The following is an 18385-nucleotide window of genomic DNA, read 5'->3' on the forward strand; positions in this document are numbered from 1 at the left end:
GGCGTCAGCGGTTGTAGCGCATGAACGCCCGCACCATGTGGCACGTCGTGTCCGACGGCGGGTGGACGCCGATCCGCTCGGCCGTGCTGCGGATCGTCTCGTTGCGGGCCTGGTTGGGGACGTAGACGCCCGAGTCGAGCAGGGCTATGGCGAGCCGCATCGCCTTGAGGCGGCGGTTGTGCGTGATGTACCACTCGCGCGGACGTCCGGGCGGCAGCGGACGCTTCGTCAGGGGGGCGTAGGGCAGGTCGAGTTGGACGGGGCGCTTCGCGGTGGACTGGGTCGGCAACGGCTTCGGCTTCAGTGCGGCAGCGGGCACGGGCATCCTCCTGTCGCGTTCTCGAACACTGACTCCAGTCTACTGCCCCGCACTGACAATCGAGGGACCCGAAGACCCCGTCAAAGCACCAGGTGGACGGCGGAATTGACGACAGGTCAGGGGTGTGCGACGAGGGGCGGCGGGGGCGGTAGGGAATTCGAACAGAGGGCGTGTGGGGACCCTGTTCACGACCCCCCGCCCTGTGGCGCAGGTCACTTCGGTGACCGCTACGACCACTGAGCAACGTCGTTCGGTATCTCGTACCTAGCGGCGTACGCTCCCCTAGCTGTTCAGGAGGCGCGCATGTCGCGCAGGAGAACGCTCAGCACCAAGAAGAAGATCGCGCTGCTCGTGGGCGCCGCCGCGGTGGCCGGCGGCGGGGCCTTCGCCATGGCCGCCACGTCGAACGCCGCGCAGAGCCCGCGGACCCTGTCCGCCGCGGACTCGACGGTCTGCCAGGGGCTGGCCACCGCGATCGGCAACAACGAGCGGTTCATCGCGGGGCAACGGGCCGCTCCGGACGCCCAGTCGGCGGCCCGGATCGCCAACCGCGAGGCGGTCATCGAGCAGATCAAGGTCCAGCAGAAGGCGTCCGGTTGCGCCGTCGGGGAGTCGGCTCAGGGCTCCCAGTCGGCACCGCCGGTCCAGAGCGGACAGCAGGGCGGCGGGCAGGGCGGGCAGTCCACGCCCACCGCGGACGCGGGAGACGCCGGCGCGGGAGGCGCGGCCTCCGGGCAGCAGGTGTGCAACGGCTCCACCGTCACGCTCTCCGGTGAGGGCGGCGCCCCGGCGGCGTCCAGCAACCAGTTCCCGGCGGGCACCACGCTGAAGGTCACCAACCTGGACAACGACAAGTCCACGACCGTGCAGGTGACGTCCGTGTCCGGCAGTTGTGTGCTGCTGAACGACGCGGCCTTCGAACAGGTCCGGGAGCCGGGCAAGTTCCTGATCCGTCGCGCGCTGATCGAGAAGGTGGGGTGAGCGTCGGGCCCGTACCGGATCGCTGAGGTGTGTGTCCCGGGCCTGCCGCTCCCCTCCGGGAGCGGCAGGCCCGGCCCCTGTGGCGCCGTCGGCGCGTACGGTACGGAACCGGTGGGTAACACGGGGTTCACATCCGGGCAATGGCCGGGAAATCGCCTGTTGACAGGCTGCCGGGCAGTATCCCGCGGCGCCCAGTGCCGCAGCGCCGCCGCCGCAGCACCCGCGAGTGCGCCCAGACCCACCTCGAAGGATGTGGCCCGTGAGCTTCAAGGCTGAGTACATCTGGATCGACGGCACCGAGCCGACGGCCAAGCTGCGTTCCAAGACGAAGATTCTTGGCGACGACGCGAAGGGCGCCGAGCTGCCGATCTGGGGCTTCGACGGGTCCTCCACCAACCAGGCCGAGGGCCACGCCTCGGACTGCGTGCTCAAGCCGGTCTTCAGCTGCCCGGACCCGATACGCGGCGGCGACGACGTCCTCGTGCTGTGCGAGGTCCTGAACATCGACTTCACCCCGCACCCCTCCAACACCCGTGCCGCGCTGAGCGAGGTCGCGGAGAAGTTCGCCGCGCAGGAGCCGGTCTTCGGCATCGAGCAGGAGTACACCTTCTTCGACGGCGCCCGTCCGCTCGGCTTCCCCGAGGGCGGCTTCCCGGCCCCGCAGGGCGGCTACTACTGCGGTGTCGGCGCCGACGAGATCTTCGGCCGCGAGATCGTCGAGGCCCACCTGGACAACTGTCTGAAGGCCGGCCTTGGCCTGTCCGGCATCAACGCCGAGGTCATGCCCGGCCAGTGGGAGTTCCAGGTCGGCCCGCTGTCCCCGCTGGAGGTCTCCGACCAGCTGTGGGTGGCCCGCTGGCTGCTGTACCGCACCGCCGAGGACTTCGGCATCTCCGCCACCCTCGACCCGAAGCCGGTCAAGGGCGACTGGAACGGCGCCGGCGCGCACACCAACTTCTCCACCAAGGCGATGCGTGAGAGTTACGACGCGATCATCACCGCGTGCGAGGCGCTGGGCGAGGGCTCCAAGCCGCTCGACCACGTCAAGCACTACGGCGCCGGCATCGACGACCGGCTGACCGGCCTGCACGAGACGGCCCCGTGGGACAAGTTCTCCTACGGCGTCTCGAACCGCGGTGCCTCGGTCCGTATCCCGTGGCAGGTCGAGAAGGACGGCAAGGGCTATATCGAGGACCGCCGTCCGAACGCCAACGTCGACCCGTACGTGGTGACCCGCCTCCTGGTCGACACCTGCTGCTCCGCGCTGGAGAAGGCCGGCCAGGTCTGATCCCCGCCACCGCTTCGAAGGGGCGCCCACCGCGACGGCGGTCTCCACGGGCGCCCCTTCCGCGTTGCCGCCGCGGCCCCGCGCGGGCACGGGGAGCCGCCCGGCTGTCCGGCATGTGGGACGGCGTACCGGACAGTACAGCGGAGCACAGGCCCCTGACCTGGAGCGGACACCCGCCAAGGGGCGGCGGGCAACGTCGACTTCCCGCCAAGGAAGCGTCCGAGCAGTGAGAGAAGGGTCCTGTTACGGGCCGGTGTCTGCTTCAATGGGCGCATGGCCAGCATCCAGGAGTACACCGCGACGGGTCGCCATGACCTTGAGCCCTTCTGGCCTTCCCGTCAGCACCACGACTTCGACCGGGTGTGTTGCCGCGCGTGGAACGCGCGGGCCCTCTAAAGCCGCACACCCCGGCCTTCGGCCAGCGCGAAACGACGAACGTCCCGGCGCGCCCGACCACGAATCGCGGCCGTCGACCCGCCCGACGAACTTCTCGCGCGAAAGAGCTGACCTCTCATGGCGACCACTCGTCCTCTCACCACCGCCGCCCCTCCCACCCCGCCCCCGGCATCCGGCGCCCGGCACCGGCTGCGCGCCGTCGACCGGGACGAGGAGTGGGCACTGCCCCACCCGGACCCGGTCCAGGGCCCGCAGCACGTCGCGGACCTGCTGCCGCCGGGCGCCACCTGGCTGCCGGCTCCCCAGCACACCCTGCCCAGCCTGCCCGGACAGCCGCCGATGGTCGGCTACCTGGTGCTGGTCCCGGCCGACCGGCAGCCGCCGTTCCCGCCGGTCGCGGTGCCCGACCGGCCTGAGACCGGGCCGGCCGGGGACACCGACGACGGCGATCCGCTGGTCCGCGTCGACACCGTACGGCGCACCGCCCAGGTGGCCGGCCGCGACCTCGACCTCACCTATCTGGAGTTCGAGCTGCTGGCCCACCTCGTGGCGCACCCGCACCGCGTGCACACCCGTGACCAGCTGGTCACCACGGTCTGGGGCTACGGCCACGTGGGCGACGGACGCACCGTCGACGTCCACATCGCCCGGCTGCGCCGCAAGCTGGGCGCCGAGCACCGCCGGACGATCCAGACGGTGCGCCGCGTCGGCTACAAGTACACGCCGCCGACCGGGCGCTGACCGCGCCGTCCGCGCCGGCGTCCCCCGTCTGCTCTCGGCAGATCCGGTTACCCCGCGCGGACGCACCGGGCACAGTCACCGCATGAGACTTCTGGTGCTGGGCGGAACGGAGTTCGTGGGGCGGGCCGTCGTCGAGGCGGCGCTCCGGCGCGGCTGGGAGGTGACGGTCTTCCACCGGGGGCGGCATGCGGCCCCGCCGGGTGTGCGGTCGCTGCACGGCGACCGCACCGCCGACGGCGGGCTCGCCGCGCTCGCCGGCGGCGGCCCCTGGGACGCCGTCGTGGACACCTGGTCGGCGGCGCCCCGCGCCGTGCGGGAGGCGGCCCGGCTGCTGCGGGGCCGGGCCGCCCGGTACGCGTATGTGTCCAGCCGCTCGGTGTACGCCTATCCGCCCACGGGCCCAAGGGGCGAGGACGCGCCGCTGGTCGAGGGCGCCGCGGCCGACGCCGGGCAGACCGAGTACGCGCGGGACAAGCGGGGCGGCGAGCTGGCCGCCGTCGAGGCGTTCGGCGCGGACGACTCGCTGCTGGTGCGGGCCGGGCTGATCCTCGGCCCGTACGAGAACGTCGGCCGGCTGCCCTGGTGGCTGACCCGGATCGCCCGGGGCGGCCCGGTCCTGGCGCCGGGACCGCGCGAGATGCCCCTGCAGTACATCGACGTGCGCGACCTGGCCGACTGGACGCTCGGCGCGGTGGAGCGGGGCATCGGCGGCCCGTACAACCTGGTCAGCCCGCCAGGACACACCACCATGGGCGCGTTCCTTGAGGCGTGCGCCGAGGCCACCGGCGCGGACGCGCGGCTGTGCTGGATCGATCCGCAGACCGTGGTGGACGCCGGGATCGAGCCGTGGGTCGAGCTGCCGGTGTGGGTGCCGCCCGGCGGCGACCTCTATGAGGCCCTGCACCACGCGGACGTCTCACGCGCCCTCGCCACGGGACTCGTGTGCCGACCGGTCGGCGAGACCGTCGCCGACACCTGGGCGTGGCTGCGGGAGATCGGCGGCACCGCGCCGCAGCGCCCGGACCGGACGAGCAAGGGCCTCGACCCGGAGGTGGAGGCCGCGGTGCTCGCCGCCGCGGGGGTGCGGCGAGGGGTGTAGCCAGCACCACCTGCCGACCGGGGGCTTCGCCCCGTGACCGCCGCGCCCGGTTCGGCGAGACTGACGGCATGGACACAGGGAGCAGGGACACCAGGACCTTCGGCGGCCGGACGCGCGCCGCCGTGACCGCCGGAGCGCGGGGGCTCGCCCTCGCGATCGTCGCGCTCGCCGGTTCGATCACCCTGTTCGTGCTGTCCGTCGTGTCGATCGCGCTCGTCCCGCTGGGCCTCGGGATCGTCACGACACCCTGGGTGCTGACCGGCGTGCGGGCCTTCGCGAACTGGCGGCGGCTGGTGGCCGCGCAGTGGTGCGGGGTGCGGATCCCGCCCGCCTACCGGCCGGACCCCGAGGGGGCCAACCCGTGGGCGCGTACCTTCGGCATGCTCGGCGACCCGGCGACCTGGCGGGACCTCGGCTGGCTCCTGGTGGACATGACGGCCGGGTTCGTCACCGCGCTGCTGCCCGCCGCCCTGCTGCTCTACCCGCTGGAGGGTTTCGCGCTGGCCGCCGGGTTGTGGCGGGTGTTCACGGACGGCAGCCGGGTCGGCTGGTGGTACGGCTTCGTGCCGGTCTCCGGGCAGGGCAGCGCGCTGCTCGCCGGGCTGCTCGGCGCGGCGCTGCTGGCCGCCGCGTACGTCCTCGCGCCGCCGCTGCTGCGCTTCCACTTCCTGCTGACCCGTTCCGTGCTCGCCACGGGCCAGGGTGAACTCACCGAACGGGTACGGGTGCTGACCGAGACCCGGCGGGACGCCGTGGACACCTCCGCGGCCGAGCTGCGCCGCATCGAGCGGGACCTGCACGACGGCGCGCAGGCCCGGCTCGTCGCGATGGGCATGGACCTGGGCACCGTCGAGGCTTTGCTGGACAAGGACCCGGCGAAGGCGCGGGAACTGCTCGCGCAGGCCCGCCGCGCCTCCGCCGAGGCGCTCGGCGAACTGCGCGATCTGGTGCGCGGCATCCATCCGCCGGTGCTGGCCGAACGCGGACTCGGCGATGCCGTACGGGCGTTGGCGCTGCGGCTGCCGGTGGCCACCGAGGTGACCGTGGAGCTGGCCGGGCGGCCGGCCGCGCCGGTGGAGTCGGCCGCGTACTTCGCGATCAGCGAGGTGCTGACCAACGCGGTCAAGCACTCCGGCGCCGACCGGATCTGGGTCGATCTGCACCATGTGCCGCAGGAGGGCGGGCTGCTGCGGATCGCGGTCACCGACAACGGCCGGGGCGGCGCCGTGCTCACGGGCGGCTCCGGGCTGCCCGGGATCGAGCGGCGACTGGGTACATTCGACGGCATCCTGGCCGTCAGCAGTCCCGCGGGCGGTCCCACCATGGTGACCATGGAGATTCCGTGCGCGTTGTCCTAGCCGAAGACCTGTTCCTGCTGCGCGACGGGCTGGCCCGGCTGCTGACGGCCCACGACTTCGAGATCGCCGCGGCCGTCGAGTCGGGCCCCGAGCTGACCCATGCGCTGGCCGAGCTGCGGCCGGACGTCGCGGTGGTCGACGTACGCCTGCCGCCGACGCACACCGACGAGGGGTTGCAGTGCGCGCTCGCGGCCCGCCGGGACCGGCCGGGGCTGCCGGTGCTGGTCCTGTCGCAGCACGTGGAGCAGTTGTACGCGCGTGAACTGCTCGCCGACGGCACCGGCGGGGTCGGGTATCTGCTGAAGGACCGGGTGTTCGACGCGGAGCAGTTCGTGGACGCCGTGCGGCGGGTGGCGGGGGGCGGCACGGCGATGGACCCGCAGGTGATCCAGCAGCTGCTGTCCCGGCGGGCCGCCGCCGACCGGCCGCTCGGCGGGCTGACCCCCCGGGAGCTTGAGGTGCTGGAACTGATGGCGCAGGGCCGGTCGAACGCGGCGATCGCCGGTCAACTCGTCGTCACGGAACGGGCGATCGCCAAGCACACCTCCAATATCTTCGCCAAACTGGGACTTGAGGTGTCGGACGACGACAATCGACGCGTCCTGGCGGTGCTCGCCTACCTCGACCGGGACCGCTGACCGCCTTGCCCCTCCTCGGATGTTTTCGCCGACTCCCGCTGCTCAAGGGGCGGTTGAGCACAGCCGAAACATCGAACCTGTGAGGAATTCGTGGGACGGCTGAACACCCCTGGGACCGGGTCCGTATGAAAGGACGCCGCTTCACTCCTGTCGGGCGCCTCGATGCTGCCCCGCAAGGAAGTCAGAGGAGTTCCATGGGACGCAACACACGAAAACGCCGTACGCCGCTGGCCACCAAGGCCATAGCCGCATCGGCGGCCCTAGCGCTCGGTGGGGGCGGGCTGATCTGGGCGAACTTCTATGCCTCTGCGCATGAATCGAACAACTCGGCGCAGAACCAGACGAAGGCCGCCGCCGCGCAGGTGGCGACGATCTCCTGCCCGGACGTCGGCCAGAAGCTGACGAACGTGCCGAACGCGGCCCGCCCCGGGGTGGCGACGGAGCTGGCGAACCTCGACAAGCAGATCACCGAGGCCTACGCCCGGCTCGCCTCCACCCGCCAGGCACAGCAGAACGACACGAACTTCGTACAGAACGCGATCGTCGGCCCCCTCAAGGAGAAGCGGGCCGCGACGATCGACCGGATCAGAATCGGCATCCAGCGGGTCGGCGGTTCCTTCGACACCTCGCTGGCCCAGCTGTCCGCCTGCACCACGCAGAGCGCCAACCAGACCAACGCCGGCGGCCAGAACGGCGGCAACGGCCAGCAGCAGGGCGGCGGTCAACAGCAAGGCGGCGGCCAGCAGCAGGGCGGTGACCAGCAGAACGGCGGCGGCCAGCAGGGCGGCGGCCAGAACGGCGGCGACGGCCAGCAGCAGGGCGGCAACGGCGGGCAGGCAGGCAACGGCCCGGTCGCCGCCGACTTCGTCGACATCACCAAGGTGCAGCCGAACGTCAAGGCGAAGCCGCGCAAGACCCGGGCCGCGTCGACCGGCACGTTCACCACCCGCTGCGGTGTGAACGCCAACAAGAACCACAACACCGACAACGTGATCGTGGCGCCCGGCGTGGCCAACGGCGCGCACCACCTGCACGACTACGTCGGCAACCAGAAGGTCAACGCGTTCTCCAGCAACGACACGTTCTTGCAGGGCGGCACCAGCTGCCAGAACAAGAACGACCTGTCGTCGTACTACTGGCCGGTGGTCCGCGTCCAGGACGGCACGCAGGACTTCGACCAGAACGCCGACGGCGGCGGCAAGGAGGGCAACGTCGGCCGCATCCTGGTCCCCCGGCAGGCGGAGATCAAGTACGTCGGCAGCCCGACCTCCAAGGTCGTCGCGATGCCCCAGTTCCTGCGCATCATCACCGGTGACGCCAAGACCACCACCAACGGCCTGGCCAACGCCAACGCGCACTGGAGCTGCACCGGCTTCGAGAACAAGGTGCAGCTGACCGAGCAGTACCCGATCTGCCCGCAGGGCAGCCAGGTGGTCCGCACCTTCGCCTTCCAGAGCTGCTGGGACGGCCAGAACATCGACAGCGCGAACCACCGCACCCACGTGGCCTTCGCCGACGCGAACGGCAACTGCCAGAACGGGTTCAAGGCGATCCCGCAGCTGACGATGCGCCTGGTGTACAGCGTTCCGCGGCCGAGCATCCAGAACGGCGTGGTGAAGAACGCCTACGCGGTGGACGGCTTCCCGGAACAGCTGCACAAACCGGCCACCGACCACGACGACTTCATCAGCGTCACGACCGGCGGCCTGGCGAACAAGATCGCGAACTGTGTCAACCGCGGGCAGCGGTGCCAGTGATCCGCTGAGGCGGGTCCCGGTGGAAGGCCGGTGGCGGGTCCCTCCCGCCACCGGCCTTCGTCATGCCGAAACCGGCGCGTCAGCCGGTGTGGGCGCTGTGGTCCGTGCCGGCCTCCAGGGCACCGCCGAGCCTGCCGCGCAGCGCCCTGACCACCCCGTCCTCGCCGACGGCCACCCACTTGCGGCCCACCAGGTAGTAACCGCCGTAGTCCTTCGCGTCGTTGATCCACTCGCGCTGGCCGCGGTCGGTGGCGAAGGTGGCGAGGACGAACTTCCCGTCCCGGTTCTTGCAGAGCGCCTGGCGGATCTCGTCGGCGTCGGTCTGGATGTCCGGCGCGCACTTCACCTCGGCGGCCAGGCTCTCCAGGCTGCCCGTGGCCGTGGGCGGCACCGCCCCCGCGTCGCCGCCGGATCCGCAGCCCGCCAGCGTCAGTACGGCCGCGACACCCGTCACGGCGAGCATCGGTCGCGTCACCCTCATGTGTTCCTCCGGTCCCGATCGGCGACAGCATGCCGCAGAGGGCCCCGCCACGGGACCCCACCATCGATACGGACCCCACCCGCCTCCCACTCAATCCCACACCCGAACCCCCCCGAACGCCCCCGTACCCAGCGCCCCGAAAGGGGCGCGAGGAACGGCGCGACCAGCCACAACACACCCGCACCCGAAAAACCACACCAGCCCCCACAAGGGGCGCGGGGAACTGCGCGACCAGCCACGACGCACCCGCAGACAAACACCGCGCCAAGCCCCGCAGGGGGGCGCGGGGAACTGCGCGACCAGCCACAACGACGCCGCAGACAAACACCGACGCCAAGCCACAGCGAACGGAAGGAGAGAGGGCCACCACGGTGACCAACCGCCGTTCTGATCGTTCTCCCGGACGTGCAGCCACAGGATGTAGCCCCGCGTCACGCACCCACCTCCACCGCAGCCGACGGCTCGGTCGTCGATGTCGAGCAGGCCGAGGCCGCGCTCGTCGAGCACTATCCGCGGCTGGTCCGGCTCGGCTATCTGGTGCTGCCGCCCGGCATGGGCCGCAGCCGGCGCGTCCTGACCGCGCACGCCCTGGTCCAGCGGGCGCTGCCCCGGGGCCGTACGTCCGCTTCGGTGATCCCGTCGCAGTCGACGGGACGCGACGGCGACCCCGGGTACGCCTTCGTACGCCTCAGGGTGGTGCGTACGGCCCTGGAGGCGGGGCTCCCGCTCAGGCGCCGTGCGTGGCCCAAACGGTCCCAGCTGCCGCCGCTGCTCCCTCAGGTATGGGGCCTGCGGCTGTTCCCACGGTCCGGCGGCGCCGACGAACTCGCCCTCGACCAGCGCCTCGCGACGCTGAGCGGACCGGCCCGCGCCGCCTACGTGCTGCGCGGTCTGGAGAAACTGCCGGACGCCGACGTGCGCCGGGTCCTGGCCGCCGCCAAGGTGGCGGACCCCGACGCGGCGCTCGCGGAGGCGAACGGCGTCCCCGCGCAGCACGCGCTGCTCGACTCCCCCGAGTTCGACCCCTGCTCGCTCCAGGCCCGGCCCACCGACCTGATGCGGCGCAGGCAGCACACCAAGGCCGCGATCGCCGCCGCTGCCGCGATCGCGGTGTGCGGCGCGCTCGTCGCGCTGCCGGGCGGCGGCTGGGGTCCGGACGGCGCGGCGGCACCCGAGTACGCGCAGAACCCGGCGGCGGAAGCCGCCCTGGACCCGGGCCGGCTGGTCCGTGTCGCCCCGGCGGCCTGGAAGTCGTCGGCGCGCACCGACTTCTCCGTGTGGCCGGCCCGCGGCGCCCTCGCCGGGGACACCGCGCTGCTGCGCCGCGCGCTCGCCGTCTGGGCCCGCCCCGGTGGGTCCGTCCGGGTCTCGGCCACCCCCGGCACCCAGACCGGCGGCCCGGCGGGCCCGCCGCAGCTGCTGTACGCCGGCGAGGTGGACAACGCGCATGTGGTGATCCTCTACGACGGTCTGCGCATCGCCCGGTACGCCGAACCGAAGGACGGCACGGAGGGCGCCGCGCTCGACCTGGCCCGCGTGGACGGGGCGACCGGGCCCGAGGCCAGCGCGCTCGTGCTGGGCCGCGCCGACGGCAACGTCCGCTATCTGACCGCGCCTTGGGTGACGAAGGCCGCCGAACGGGATCTGCGGAAGCCGAGCGGGGGTGCGATGGACCTCGACCTGACCGACGGGGTCACGGCGCCGCAGGCCAGCCCGGTGCGGCAGCCCGACGCCTGTACGTCGTGGAACGTGCTGCAACTGACCGACGCGTCCGGTACGTATCTGTCCACCGACCTCGGCGAACTGGTGCCGGCCCGTCTCACCAGCGGCCGTCCCGGTGCCGCCCAGTCGGCCGGGGCGGAGACGCTGGCCACGTGGGCGCCGTTCGCCTGCTCGCTGGCCGCGCAGCGCGCGGGGGGTGTGCGCAGCGTGAACGCCTGGGCGTACGCCGACCAGGCGCTGCCCGAGGATGCCGGGACGGCGGACTGGGTGTGCACGCGGGCGGAGACCTGGCGGGGTGCGGGCACGGCGGTGCTGGCCCAGTTCCACACGCCGGGCGGCCGGTACGGGGCGGTCGCCGCCAAGGCCACCGACGTGGCCGCGTGTGGTCCGCGCGATCCGCATGTGCTGGCCGGGGTGCTGTGGAAGTCGGAGGGCGGGTCCTGGTATCTGCTGGCCGCGGGCAGCAAGGACGTGGCGTCGATCCGTACGGACGGGGGGGTCACCGCGTCTGTGCGGGGCCGTGTGCTTGCTGCTCGGGCCAAGCAGGGGGCTAGCGCCCGGCTTAGCGGGACGTTGGGGGATGGGGGGCGGGTTTCCGCGCTGCGTTAGTCATCGCGCCGTTTTCTGCGCCCCTGCGGGGCGCCACCCTCCGCTGGTCAGAGCACGCCTCGCGGCATGTGGGGGTGGGTTGCGGACGTGGGGCGGGTGCGGGTGCGTTGTGGCCGGTCGCGCAGTTCCCCGCGCCCCTAGGTTGGCTGGGGTTGAGCCCTGCCATCCAGACCGACCCTGCGGCATGTGGGGGTGGGGTGCGGACGTGGGGCGGCTGCGGGTGCGTTGTGGTTGATCGCGCAGTTCCCCGCGCCCCTTGTGAGGGGTGGGGAAATGGGGGGTTTGGTGGGGGCGGGGTGGGTGGGGCGGAAAGTGTCGGTAAGGTGTTCGTATGAGTACCGGGGTTCGCCGCAGGATGGGAGTGGAGGAGCGGCGGCAGCAGTTGATCGGTGTGGCCCTCGAACTGTTCAGCCGTCGCTCGCCCGATGAGGTCTCCATCGATGAGATAGCGGCGGCCGCCGGCATCTCACGTCCCCTCGTCTACCACTACTTCCCGGGCAAACTCAGCCTGTACGAGGCCGCGTTGAAGCGGGCGGCGGAGGATCTCGCGGGCCGGTTCGCGGAGCCGCAGGAGGGCCCGCTCGGGGCACGGCTGCTGCGGGTGATGCGCCGGTTCTTCGACTTCGTGGACGAACACGGCCGCGGCTTCTCGGCGTTGATGCGCGGCGGTCCCGCGGTCGGTTCCTCCACGACGAACGCGCTCATCGACTCCGTACGGCAGGCCGCGTACGACCAGATCCTGTCGCATCTGGGGATCGTGACCGCGCCTCCGCGGCTGGAACTGGTCGTCCGCTCCTGGATCTCGCTCGCCGAGTCGACCGCCTTGATCTGGCTGGACGGACGGCGCATCCCGCGCGCCGAGTTGGAGGCCCAGCTCGTGTACGACTTCGCCGCGCTGGCGGCGGTGAGCGCCGCCTACGACGAGGAGATGGCCGAGCTGCTGCGCGGCATGGTCAAGGACGAGCCGGCCGACGGCCCGTTCGCGGACCTGATCGGCCGGCTCGTGGCCCTGGCCTCCTAGGGCGTCCCCGGCGAACCCGGGCCCTGACGGTCGAACTTGCGGTAGGACGGGTCGAGATCGCGGACCTCGGCCGAGGCGTGCAGGGTGGCGCCCTCGTCCGTGATGTGCGTGCGCAGCAGGTCCAGCACGGTTTCCGTCAGCCGCGCCTTCGTCTCGTCGCTGCGGCCGGCGAGCAGCCCGATGGTGACGTGCACGACGGCGTGTTCCAGCGCGGCCGGGTCGGCGTAGCCGAACGCGGTGACCGCGCCGGCGCGGAACTGCGTCTTGCATGCCTCCGGCTTGGCCGCCGCGATCTCGACGGTCGCCTCGTGCAGCGCCCGCGCGAAGCCCGCGCGGTCGAACGCGGGCTCCAGGGTGCGGGAGTAGTCGATGGTGATCTGCGGCATCTGCGCTCCTGTTCTACGGCAACGCCCTCACCCTAGTTCGCGGCCCGGGTGAACACCGCCACGGTACGGGCCGGGACGGTGAAGGTGCCCGAGTCCGCGGCGTAGGAGGAGGTCTTCACCACCGGGTCGGCGCCCGCGGACTGCGCCGGGTGCAGCCGGTAGCGGTCCTGGGCGAGCCCGGCGATCCGCTGCTCCTGCCGCGTGGGCGTCGCGTTGAACACCACGACCAGGTCGCCGAGCCGCATGGTGATCACGCCGGGTGTCTCGTCCTTCCCGGACAGCGGGAAGGCGAGCTGCGCCTGCACCCGTTCGGTCGTGCCGAGGGAGAACGCCCGTTCCGTCGTACGGATCTTCAGCAGGTCCTGGTAGGCGGCCGAGGCGCCGCGGATCTGCGGGCAGCCGACCCGCACGGAGGCCAACAGGGGTTTGGCGTAGGGCCACTTGGCGGCGTTGTCGGCGGCCATGGGCAGCCCGCGGCCGAAGCCGTTGCCGTCCGCGCAGTTCCAGTGGACGGCGTTGAACCAGTCGCCGCTGTCGTAGGAGTTGCGGTCCAGGGACTTGGAGCGCAGCAGGTCGGTGCCGGCCGGGGAGAGGGCCGGGCCCTGGGAGAGCGCGGCCGTGGCCATCGCCAGGACCTGCATCCGGGCGCGGTCGTCGGCGGAGGTGTCCTGGGGCAGTTTGTAGGCGAGCGCGTCGAACAGCGACTCGTTGTCGTGCGCGTCCGCGTAGGCGAGAGCGTCTCCGGGTGCGTCCGCGTAGCCGGCGGGTGCGCCGTTGTAGTCGACCTCGGCGCCGCTGACCTCCTTGCCGTCGGTGCCGGTGAAGCGGTACCGGGCGAGGTTCCCGGTCAGACCGACCTTGATCAGGTCCTGGTAGTGCAGGAGCCGGGCCCGCTGCTCGGCCGGGGTGCCGTTGGCGGCGGCGGGGTTGGGGTCGGTGTACAGGCCGGACGCGAAGCCCTGGACGCCCGGGTCGTCGTCGAAGGGGCCGCCGCCGCGCACCGCGTCCCGGGCCCGGTCGGAGAAGGTGGCGATGCCGGTGCCGGCCATGTTCTGCTGGGTGGCCTGGACGAAGCGGGCGTCGTCGGCGACCTCGCCGAAGTTCCAGCCCTCGCCGTACAGGATGATCTTCTTGCCGTCGACGCCGTCCTTCTGCGGGGTCAGCGCGTCGAGTGCCTTGCGCACGGCGAGGATGTTGGCCTTCGGATGGTGGCCCATGAGGTCGAAGCGGAACCCGTCGACCTTGTACTCCTTGGCCCAGGTGACGATGGAGTCGACCACCAGCTTGCCCATCATGGCGTTCTCGGGCGCGGTGTTGGCGCAGCAGGTGCTGGTGGCCACGCTGCCGTCGGCGAGCAGCCGCTGGTAGTAGCCCGGCACGATCCGGTCGAGGACGCTGGTGTCGGCCTGGCCGCTCGCCGCGGTGTGGTTGTAGACGACGTCCATGACGACCCGCAGGCCGTCCTCGCCCAGTGCCTTGACCATCTCGCGGAACTGGAGCGTGCGGGCGGTGCCGTCCGGGTCGGTGGCGTACGAGCCCTCGGGGACCGTGTAGTGGTACGGGTCGTAGCCCCAGTTGTAGGCGTCCTTCGCGGCGGTCTTCGCCACGCACGCCTGCTGGGCGTCGGAGTCGGCCGGGAGGGCGGCGAGGTCGCAGTCGGGGCTCGCCTGGTCGGTCCTCTTCTCGGGGACGGTGGCGATGTCGAAGGCGGGCAGCAGGTGCACGTAGGAGGTGCCGGACCGGGCCAGTTCCCGCAGGTGCCGGGAGCCGTCGCCGTCCTTGTCGGTGAAGGCCCGGTAGGTGCCCCGGTGCCCGGCCGGTACGGTCTCGTCCGCGACGGAGAAGTCACGGATGTGCAGTTCCTGGATCTGGGCGTCCTTGAGCGGCACGGCCCGCGGCTTGCGCAGCGTCGACCAGCCGTCCGGCGTCAGGGACCGGTCGTCCAGGTCGACGACGAGGCTGCGCCGGGAGTTCGCGGTGAGGGCGAGCGAGTAGGGGTCGGTGACCCTGTTGGTGACGATCTGGCCGACGGCGGGCGCCCACACCTTCACGACGTACCGGTAGGGCTTGTTCTTCCAGGACGCGGGGCCGGTGACGGACCACACGCCGGTGGTGTCGTCGCGCCGCATGGCCACCGTGGAGCCGTCCAGTTCCAGGGAGACGCGCTGTGCCGTGGGCGCCCACACCGCCAGCGTGGGACGGCCGCCCCGGAACGTCGGTCCGAGATCGGCCCCGGTCGCGTCGTACACGTCGTCCAGGACGCCGGCGATCTGGACGCCGGTCGCGGCGAGCACCGCGCCGTTCGCGGCCCGCTGGGAGGCGACGAGCTGCCCGTCGAGCGCGCCCGGGACGCGGGCCCGGTCGCGCGGGTCGACGGACCAGGCGGTGTAGTCCTTCAGATGGGGGTACTTCGCCTTCTGGGCGTCGGTGAGTGTGGTCTTCCGCAGGCGCAGCCAGCGTTCGTCGTCGCTGGTCAGCGTCCCGTCCTTGACGGCGATCGAGCCGTCGTGGGAGGCGAGCAGCTGGGTGGAGGCGGCGCCCTCGACGCCGTTCCAGGCGACGGTGTCCCGGTCGATCCAGATGGCCTTGGCGGTGGTCAGGTCAAGCGCGGCGGCGCCGCCCGCGGGCTGCGGCAGCAGGTGCTTGTCCTGGCCGTTCAGCAGCCACACCTCATGTCCTTCGGCCTTGAGGTCCAGCGACTGGTCGGCGGGCAGGTCCTTCTCGTCGCCCTTGTGGAGGATGTAGCCGAGGCTGGTGGCGCCCTCGGTCAGCGGTACCTCGAAGACCGCGCCATAGGGGTCGGTCCGCACCGGCGGCAGCGGCTTCGACCAGTCGGTGGGGTGCGCGGCGCCCGTCCAGACGTGCAGGCCCCAGCCGTCGTAGTTCCCGTCGGCGCGGTGGTAGTGGAGGACCGCCTTGCCGGTGTCCTGGGCGGGCGGGGCGGGGTTCTCGGTCAGGACGTCGGCCTTGCCCTGCTCGATCCACACCTCGCCCGTCCTGGTGAGGTCGATGCCGCGGTCGGCGGAGACGTCCTTGGTGCCGTTCTTGTCGATGACCAGGAAGCCGACGTTCGAGGCGCCGGGCCTGAGCCTGACGTAGGCGAAGGCGCCGTAGGCGTCCCGGCCGACGAAGGGGTGGCTGTCCGGCCAGGTGGTGGACTCGCCGTCGGCGAGGTCGCCCCAGGCGTACAGGCCCCAGTCGGTGTAGTCGCCGTCCGCGCGCTTGTAGTGGACGATCGCGTAGTCCCGGGAGGCGGCCGTGGGGACGTCCTCGGCGGGCGGGGTGCCGGTGCTGCCGGCGGCGGTGGCGCTCGCGGTGCGCCCGGCCGAGTCGATCACGACGGCCTTGTAGCGCAGGGCGGTGCCGGCCGGGATGTCGCCGCCGAGGGTCTGGGTGACCCGGTACGGGGCGTGGTCGGCGGAGCCGAGGGTCCGCCAGGGGCCGTTGCCGACCTGGGCGGCGAACACGACCCGGTTGAGCTGTCCGCCGTCGACGCCGGCCGACAGTTCGACGGTGCCGGTGGCGCCGGCGGCCGGGGCGGTGAGGGTGATCGCCGGCTTGGCCGCGGGCCTGGCGAGGGGGCCTGCGGCCTTGTACACCACGGCGGTGCCGGCCGGGACGGTGACGGTGAGGCGGCGGTCGGTGCCGGACCGCACGGAGTCGGTGCTGCCGTAGACGCCCCGGTAGGTCATGCCCGCCGAGCCGGTCGCGAAGGTGGCGGCCTTGGCCTGCTCCGCGTTGTTGAACGCGACGACGTACTCCTGGCCGGTCCCGGCGTCGGTGCGGGTGAAGGCGTAGATCCCGGCGCCGTCGGCCGCGTACCGCTCGGTCTGCACCCCGTCGGTGAGCGCCGGGTTGGCCTTGCGGAGCTTGGCCAGGGCGCTGATCTGCCGGTACAGCGGTGCCCTGGTGTCGTAGGCGTCGCTCGCGTGGGTGCGGTCGGTGCCTATCTCGTCGTCGTCGAGGTAGTCGGCGACCCGGGAGGCGAACATCGTCTGGCGGGCGTCCTTGTCGCCGCCCGCACCGGTGAAGCCCTGCTCGTCGCCGTAGTAGACGACGGGGTTGCCCCGGCTGAGGAACATCAGCTCGTTGGCGAGCCGGTCCTTGGCGAGCAGTTCGGCGTCGCCGGCCTCCGGGTCGTCCTGCCTCAGGAACGTCCCGATCCGGCCCATGTCGTGGTTGCCGAGAAAGGTGACCTGCTCGTAAGCGTTGGCCTTGTCGGTCGTGTACTTGTAGTCGTCGGCGAAGACGCCCGCGAGTTTCCGGGCGCTGCCGCCCTGGGAGACATAGCCGCGCACCGCGTCCTGGAAGGGGAAGTCGAGGGTGGCGTCGAGGCGGCCCTGGGTGACGTACGGGGAGGTGACGGAGGTGTCGGCGGAGTAGACCTCCCCGAACATGAAGAAGTCCTCGCGGCCGTGCCGGGCCGCGTATGCGTCGAGGGCCGTGGCCCACTGCGTCCAGAACTCCATGTTCACGTGCTTGACGGTGTCGATCCGGAAGCCGTCCACGCCGAAGCCCCGCACCCAGCGCTGGTAGATCCGCTCCATGCCCCTGACGACCTCGGGCCGTTCGGTCCACAGGTCGTCAAGGCCGGAGAAGTCGCCGTAGGTGGTGGACTCGCCGGTGTACGTCGAGTCCCCGCGGTTGTGGTACATCGTCGGGTCGTTGAGCCAGGCCGGGACCTTGGACTGGCTGGTCGGCCGCGGTGTGCGCGGGAACGAGCCGGTGCCGACGGCCGGGAACGGCCTGCCGCCGTCGGCGTAGTCGGCGTCGTCGAAGGGCTTGCCGTCCTCGGTGAGGTAGGGGAAGGCGCCCTTGGAGAGGTAGTCGTAGGACTTCTCGGCGTAGTCGACGACGTCGGCGGTGTGGTTGGTGATGACGTCGAAGTAGACCTTCATGCCCTTGGCGTGCGCCTTGGAGATGAGGGTCGTGAGGTCCTTGTCGGTGCCGAAGTGCGGGTCGACGCGGGTGAAGTCGGTGATCCAGTAGCCGTGGTAGCCGGCCGACGCCTCGTCACCTGTGCCCTGCACGGGCCGGTTCTTGAAGATCGGGGCCAGCCAGAGGGCGGTGGTGCCCAGACCCTTGATGTAGTCGAGCCGGTCGGTCAGGCCCTTGAGGTCGCCGCCCTGGTAGAAGCCCTTGTCGGTGGGGTCGTAGCCGGTGCTGAGCCGGGAACCGGTAAGACCGCCGCGGTCGTTGCCCACGTCGCCGTTGGCGAACCGGTCCGGCAGGACGAAGTAGAACTGCTCGCGGGTCGCGTCGTGCCGGGCCGGTTCCGCGGCGAGCCGGGCGTCGGAGGGTGGTGCGGGCGGGGTGGCCGCGTGGGCGGCGAGGGGCGGTACGAGTGCGGCGGCCAGGGCGGCGGCGACGACGGCCGCGACCCGTCTGACGTAGGGGGCGCGGCGCGTCCGTGGCGCCTGCCATCTCGGTATCACGGGCGTGAACTCCTAGCGTGCTACGGCTCTTTCGGGGCCCGGCTCCGACGTGCGCGGCGCGGGTGCGACGTGCGCGACGCGGTGCGGCTGCGGCGCGCTGCGCGGGTGCGACGTGCGGCACGGCTCCGCTGCCGGGCGCCCGCGCGACCGTATC

Annotated in this window: 13 protein-coding genes; 9 read left to right on the forward strand and 4 right to left on the reverse strand. The window is 72.1% G+C overall.

The features are described 5' to 3' along the window. Window positions 1-4 precede the first annotated feature (4 nt). The gene (locus tag AC27LF_RS22910; protein ID WP_479658139.1) at window positions 5-319 is read right to left on the reverse strand and encodes a hypothetical protein; all 315 of its coding nucleotides are present in this window, start codon (window positions 317-319) and stop codon (window positions 5-7) included. A gap of 303 nt (window positions 320-622) precedes the next feature. Here AC27LF_RS22910 and AC27LF_RS22915 point away from each other — a divergent pair, with 303 nt between their 5' ends. From AC27LF_RS22915 to AC27LF_RS22945, 7 genes are all read left to right on the forward strand, one after another. Beyond that, window positions 623-1300, forward strand: a complete 678-nt coding sequence (locus tag AC27LF_RS22915; protein WP_479658138.1) for a hypothetical protein — start codon at window positions 623-625, stop codon at window positions 1298-1300. Window positions 1301-1559: 259 nt separating this feature from the next. Beyond that, window positions 1560-2588, forward strand: a complete 1029-nt coding sequence (gene glnII / locus AC27LF_RS22920; RefSeq protein WP_479658137.1) for a glutamine synthetase — start codon at window positions 1560-1562, stop codon at window positions 2586-2588. 513 nt (window positions 2589-3101) lie between these two features. Next, entirely contained in the window at window positions 3102-3725 is a 624-nt protein-coding gene (locus AC27LF_RS22925) for a winged helix-turn-helix domain-containing protein (RefSeq protein ID WP_479658136.1), read from the forward strand. An 82-nt stretch (window positions 3726-3807) separates the two neighbouring features. Next, window positions 3808-4824 (forward strand): NAD-dependent epimerase/dehydratase family protein, encoded by a 1017-nt coding sequence (locus AC27LF_RS22930; protein WP_479658135.1) that lies wholly within the window; start codon window positions 3808-3810, stop codon window positions 4822-4824. A 68-nt stretch (window positions 4825-4892) separates the two neighbouring features. Further along, window positions 4893-6182: a sensor histidine kinase gene (locus tag AC27LF_RS22935; RefSeq protein WP_479658134.1), complete on the forward strand. Its 1290-nt coding sequence runs from the start codon at window positions 4893-4895 to the stop codon at window positions 6180-6182. Then, window positions 6167-6820 (forward strand): response regulator transcription factor, encoded by a 654-nt coding sequence (locus AC27LF_RS22940; RefSeq protein WP_479658133.1) that lies wholly within the window; start codon window positions 6167-6169, stop codon window positions 6818-6820. Before AC27LF_RS22935 ends, AC27LF_RS22940 begins: the two co-directional genes overlap by 16 nt. Before the next feature lie 194 nt (window positions 6821-7014). Continuing rightward, the gene (locus AC27LF_RS22945) at window positions 7015-8577 is read left to right on the forward strand and encodes a DUF1996 domain-containing protein (protein ID WP_479658132.1); all 1563 of its coding nucleotides are present in this window, start codon (window positions 7015-7017) and stop codon (window positions 8575-8577) included. 79 nt (window positions 8578-8656) lie between these two features. Here AC27LF_RS22945 and AC27LF_RS22950 read toward each other — a convergent pair whose 3' ends face one another. Next, window positions 8657-9058 carry a hypothetical protein gene (locus AC27LF_RS22950; protein WP_479658131.1) on the reverse strand — a complete coding sequence of 134 codons (402 nt, stop codon included), beginning with the start codon at window positions 9056-9058 and terminating at the stop codon, window positions 8657-8659. A 405-nt stretch (window positions 9059-9463) separates the two neighbouring features. On the opposite strand from AC27LF_RS22950, the gene AC27LF_RS22955 reads away from it, so the two are divergent. Further along, window positions 9464-11389, forward strand: a complete 1926-nt coding sequence (locus AC27LF_RS22955) for a hypothetical protein (protein ID WP_479658130.1) — start codon at window positions 9464-9466, stop codon at window positions 11387-11389. Between the two features lie 331 nt (window positions 11390-11720). After that, window positions 11721-12410 (forward strand): TetR/AcrR family transcriptional regulator, encoded by a 690-nt coding sequence (locus tag AC27LF_RS22960; protein ID WP_479658129.1) that lies wholly within the window; start codon window positions 11721-11723, stop codon window positions 12408-12410. On the opposite strand, the gene AC27LF_RS22965 is transcribed toward AC27LF_RS22960, so the two are convergent. Both AC27LF_RS22965 and pulA read right to left on the reverse strand, forming a co-directional pair. Beyond that, a complete protein-coding gene (locus AC27LF_RS22965; RefSeq protein WP_479658128.1) occupies window positions 12407-12796 on the reverse strand; it encodes a 5-carboxymethyl-2-hydroxymuconate Delta-isomerase in 390 nt (129 codons plus the stop codon). The two genes, AC27LF_RS22960 and AC27LF_RS22965, sit on opposite strands and share 4 nt — an antisense overlap. A gap of 32 nt (window positions 12797-12828) precedes the next feature. Continuing rightward, the gene (gene pulA / locus AC27LF_RS22970) at window positions 12829-18231 is read right to left on the reverse strand and encodes a pullulanase-type alpha-1,6-glucosidase (RefSeq protein ID WP_479658127.1); all 5403 of its coding nucleotides are present in this window, start codon (window positions 18229-18231) and stop codon (window positions 12829-12831) included. Window positions 18232-18385: the final 154 nt, after the last annotated feature.

This window comes from Streptomyces diversicolor (assembly GCF_057537855.1).

Excerpts from the sequence above, each read along its gene's own strand:
- AC27LF_RS22935 (WP_479658134.1), top strand. The coding sequence starts at position 4,893 with ATGGACACAGGGAGCAGGGACACCAGGACCTTCGGCGGCCGGACGCGC.
- AC27LF_RS22930 (WP_479658135.1), top strand. The coding sequence starts at position 3,808 with ATGAGACTTCTGGTGCTGGGCGGAACGGAGTTCGTGGGGCGGGCCGTC.
- AC27LF_RS22960 (WP_479658129.1), top strand. The coding sequence starts at position 11,721 with ATGAGTACCGGGGTTCGCCGCAGGATGGGAGTGGAGGAGCGGCGGCAG.
- AC27LF_RS22965 (WP_479658128.1), bottom strand. The coding sequence starts at position 12,796 with ATGCCGCAGATCACCATCGACTACTCCCGCACCCTGGAGCCCGCGTTC.
- AC27LF_RS22925 (WP_479658136.1), top strand. The coding sequence starts at position 3,102 with ATGGCGACCACTCGTCCTCTCACCACCGCCGCCCCTCCCACCCCGCCC.
- AC27LF_RS22945 (WP_479658132.1), top strand. The coding sequence starts at position 7,015 with ATGGGACGCAACACACGAAAACGCCGTACGCCGCTGGCCACCAAGGCC.
- AC27LF_RS22915 (WP_479658138.1), top strand. The coding sequence starts at position 623 with ATGTCGCGCAGGAGAACGCTCAGCACCAAGAAGAAGATCGCGCTGCTC.
- AC27LF_RS22950 (WP_479658131.1), bottom strand. The coding sequence starts at position 9,058 with ATGAGGGTGACGCGACCGATGCTCGCCGTGACGGGTGTCGCGGCCGTA.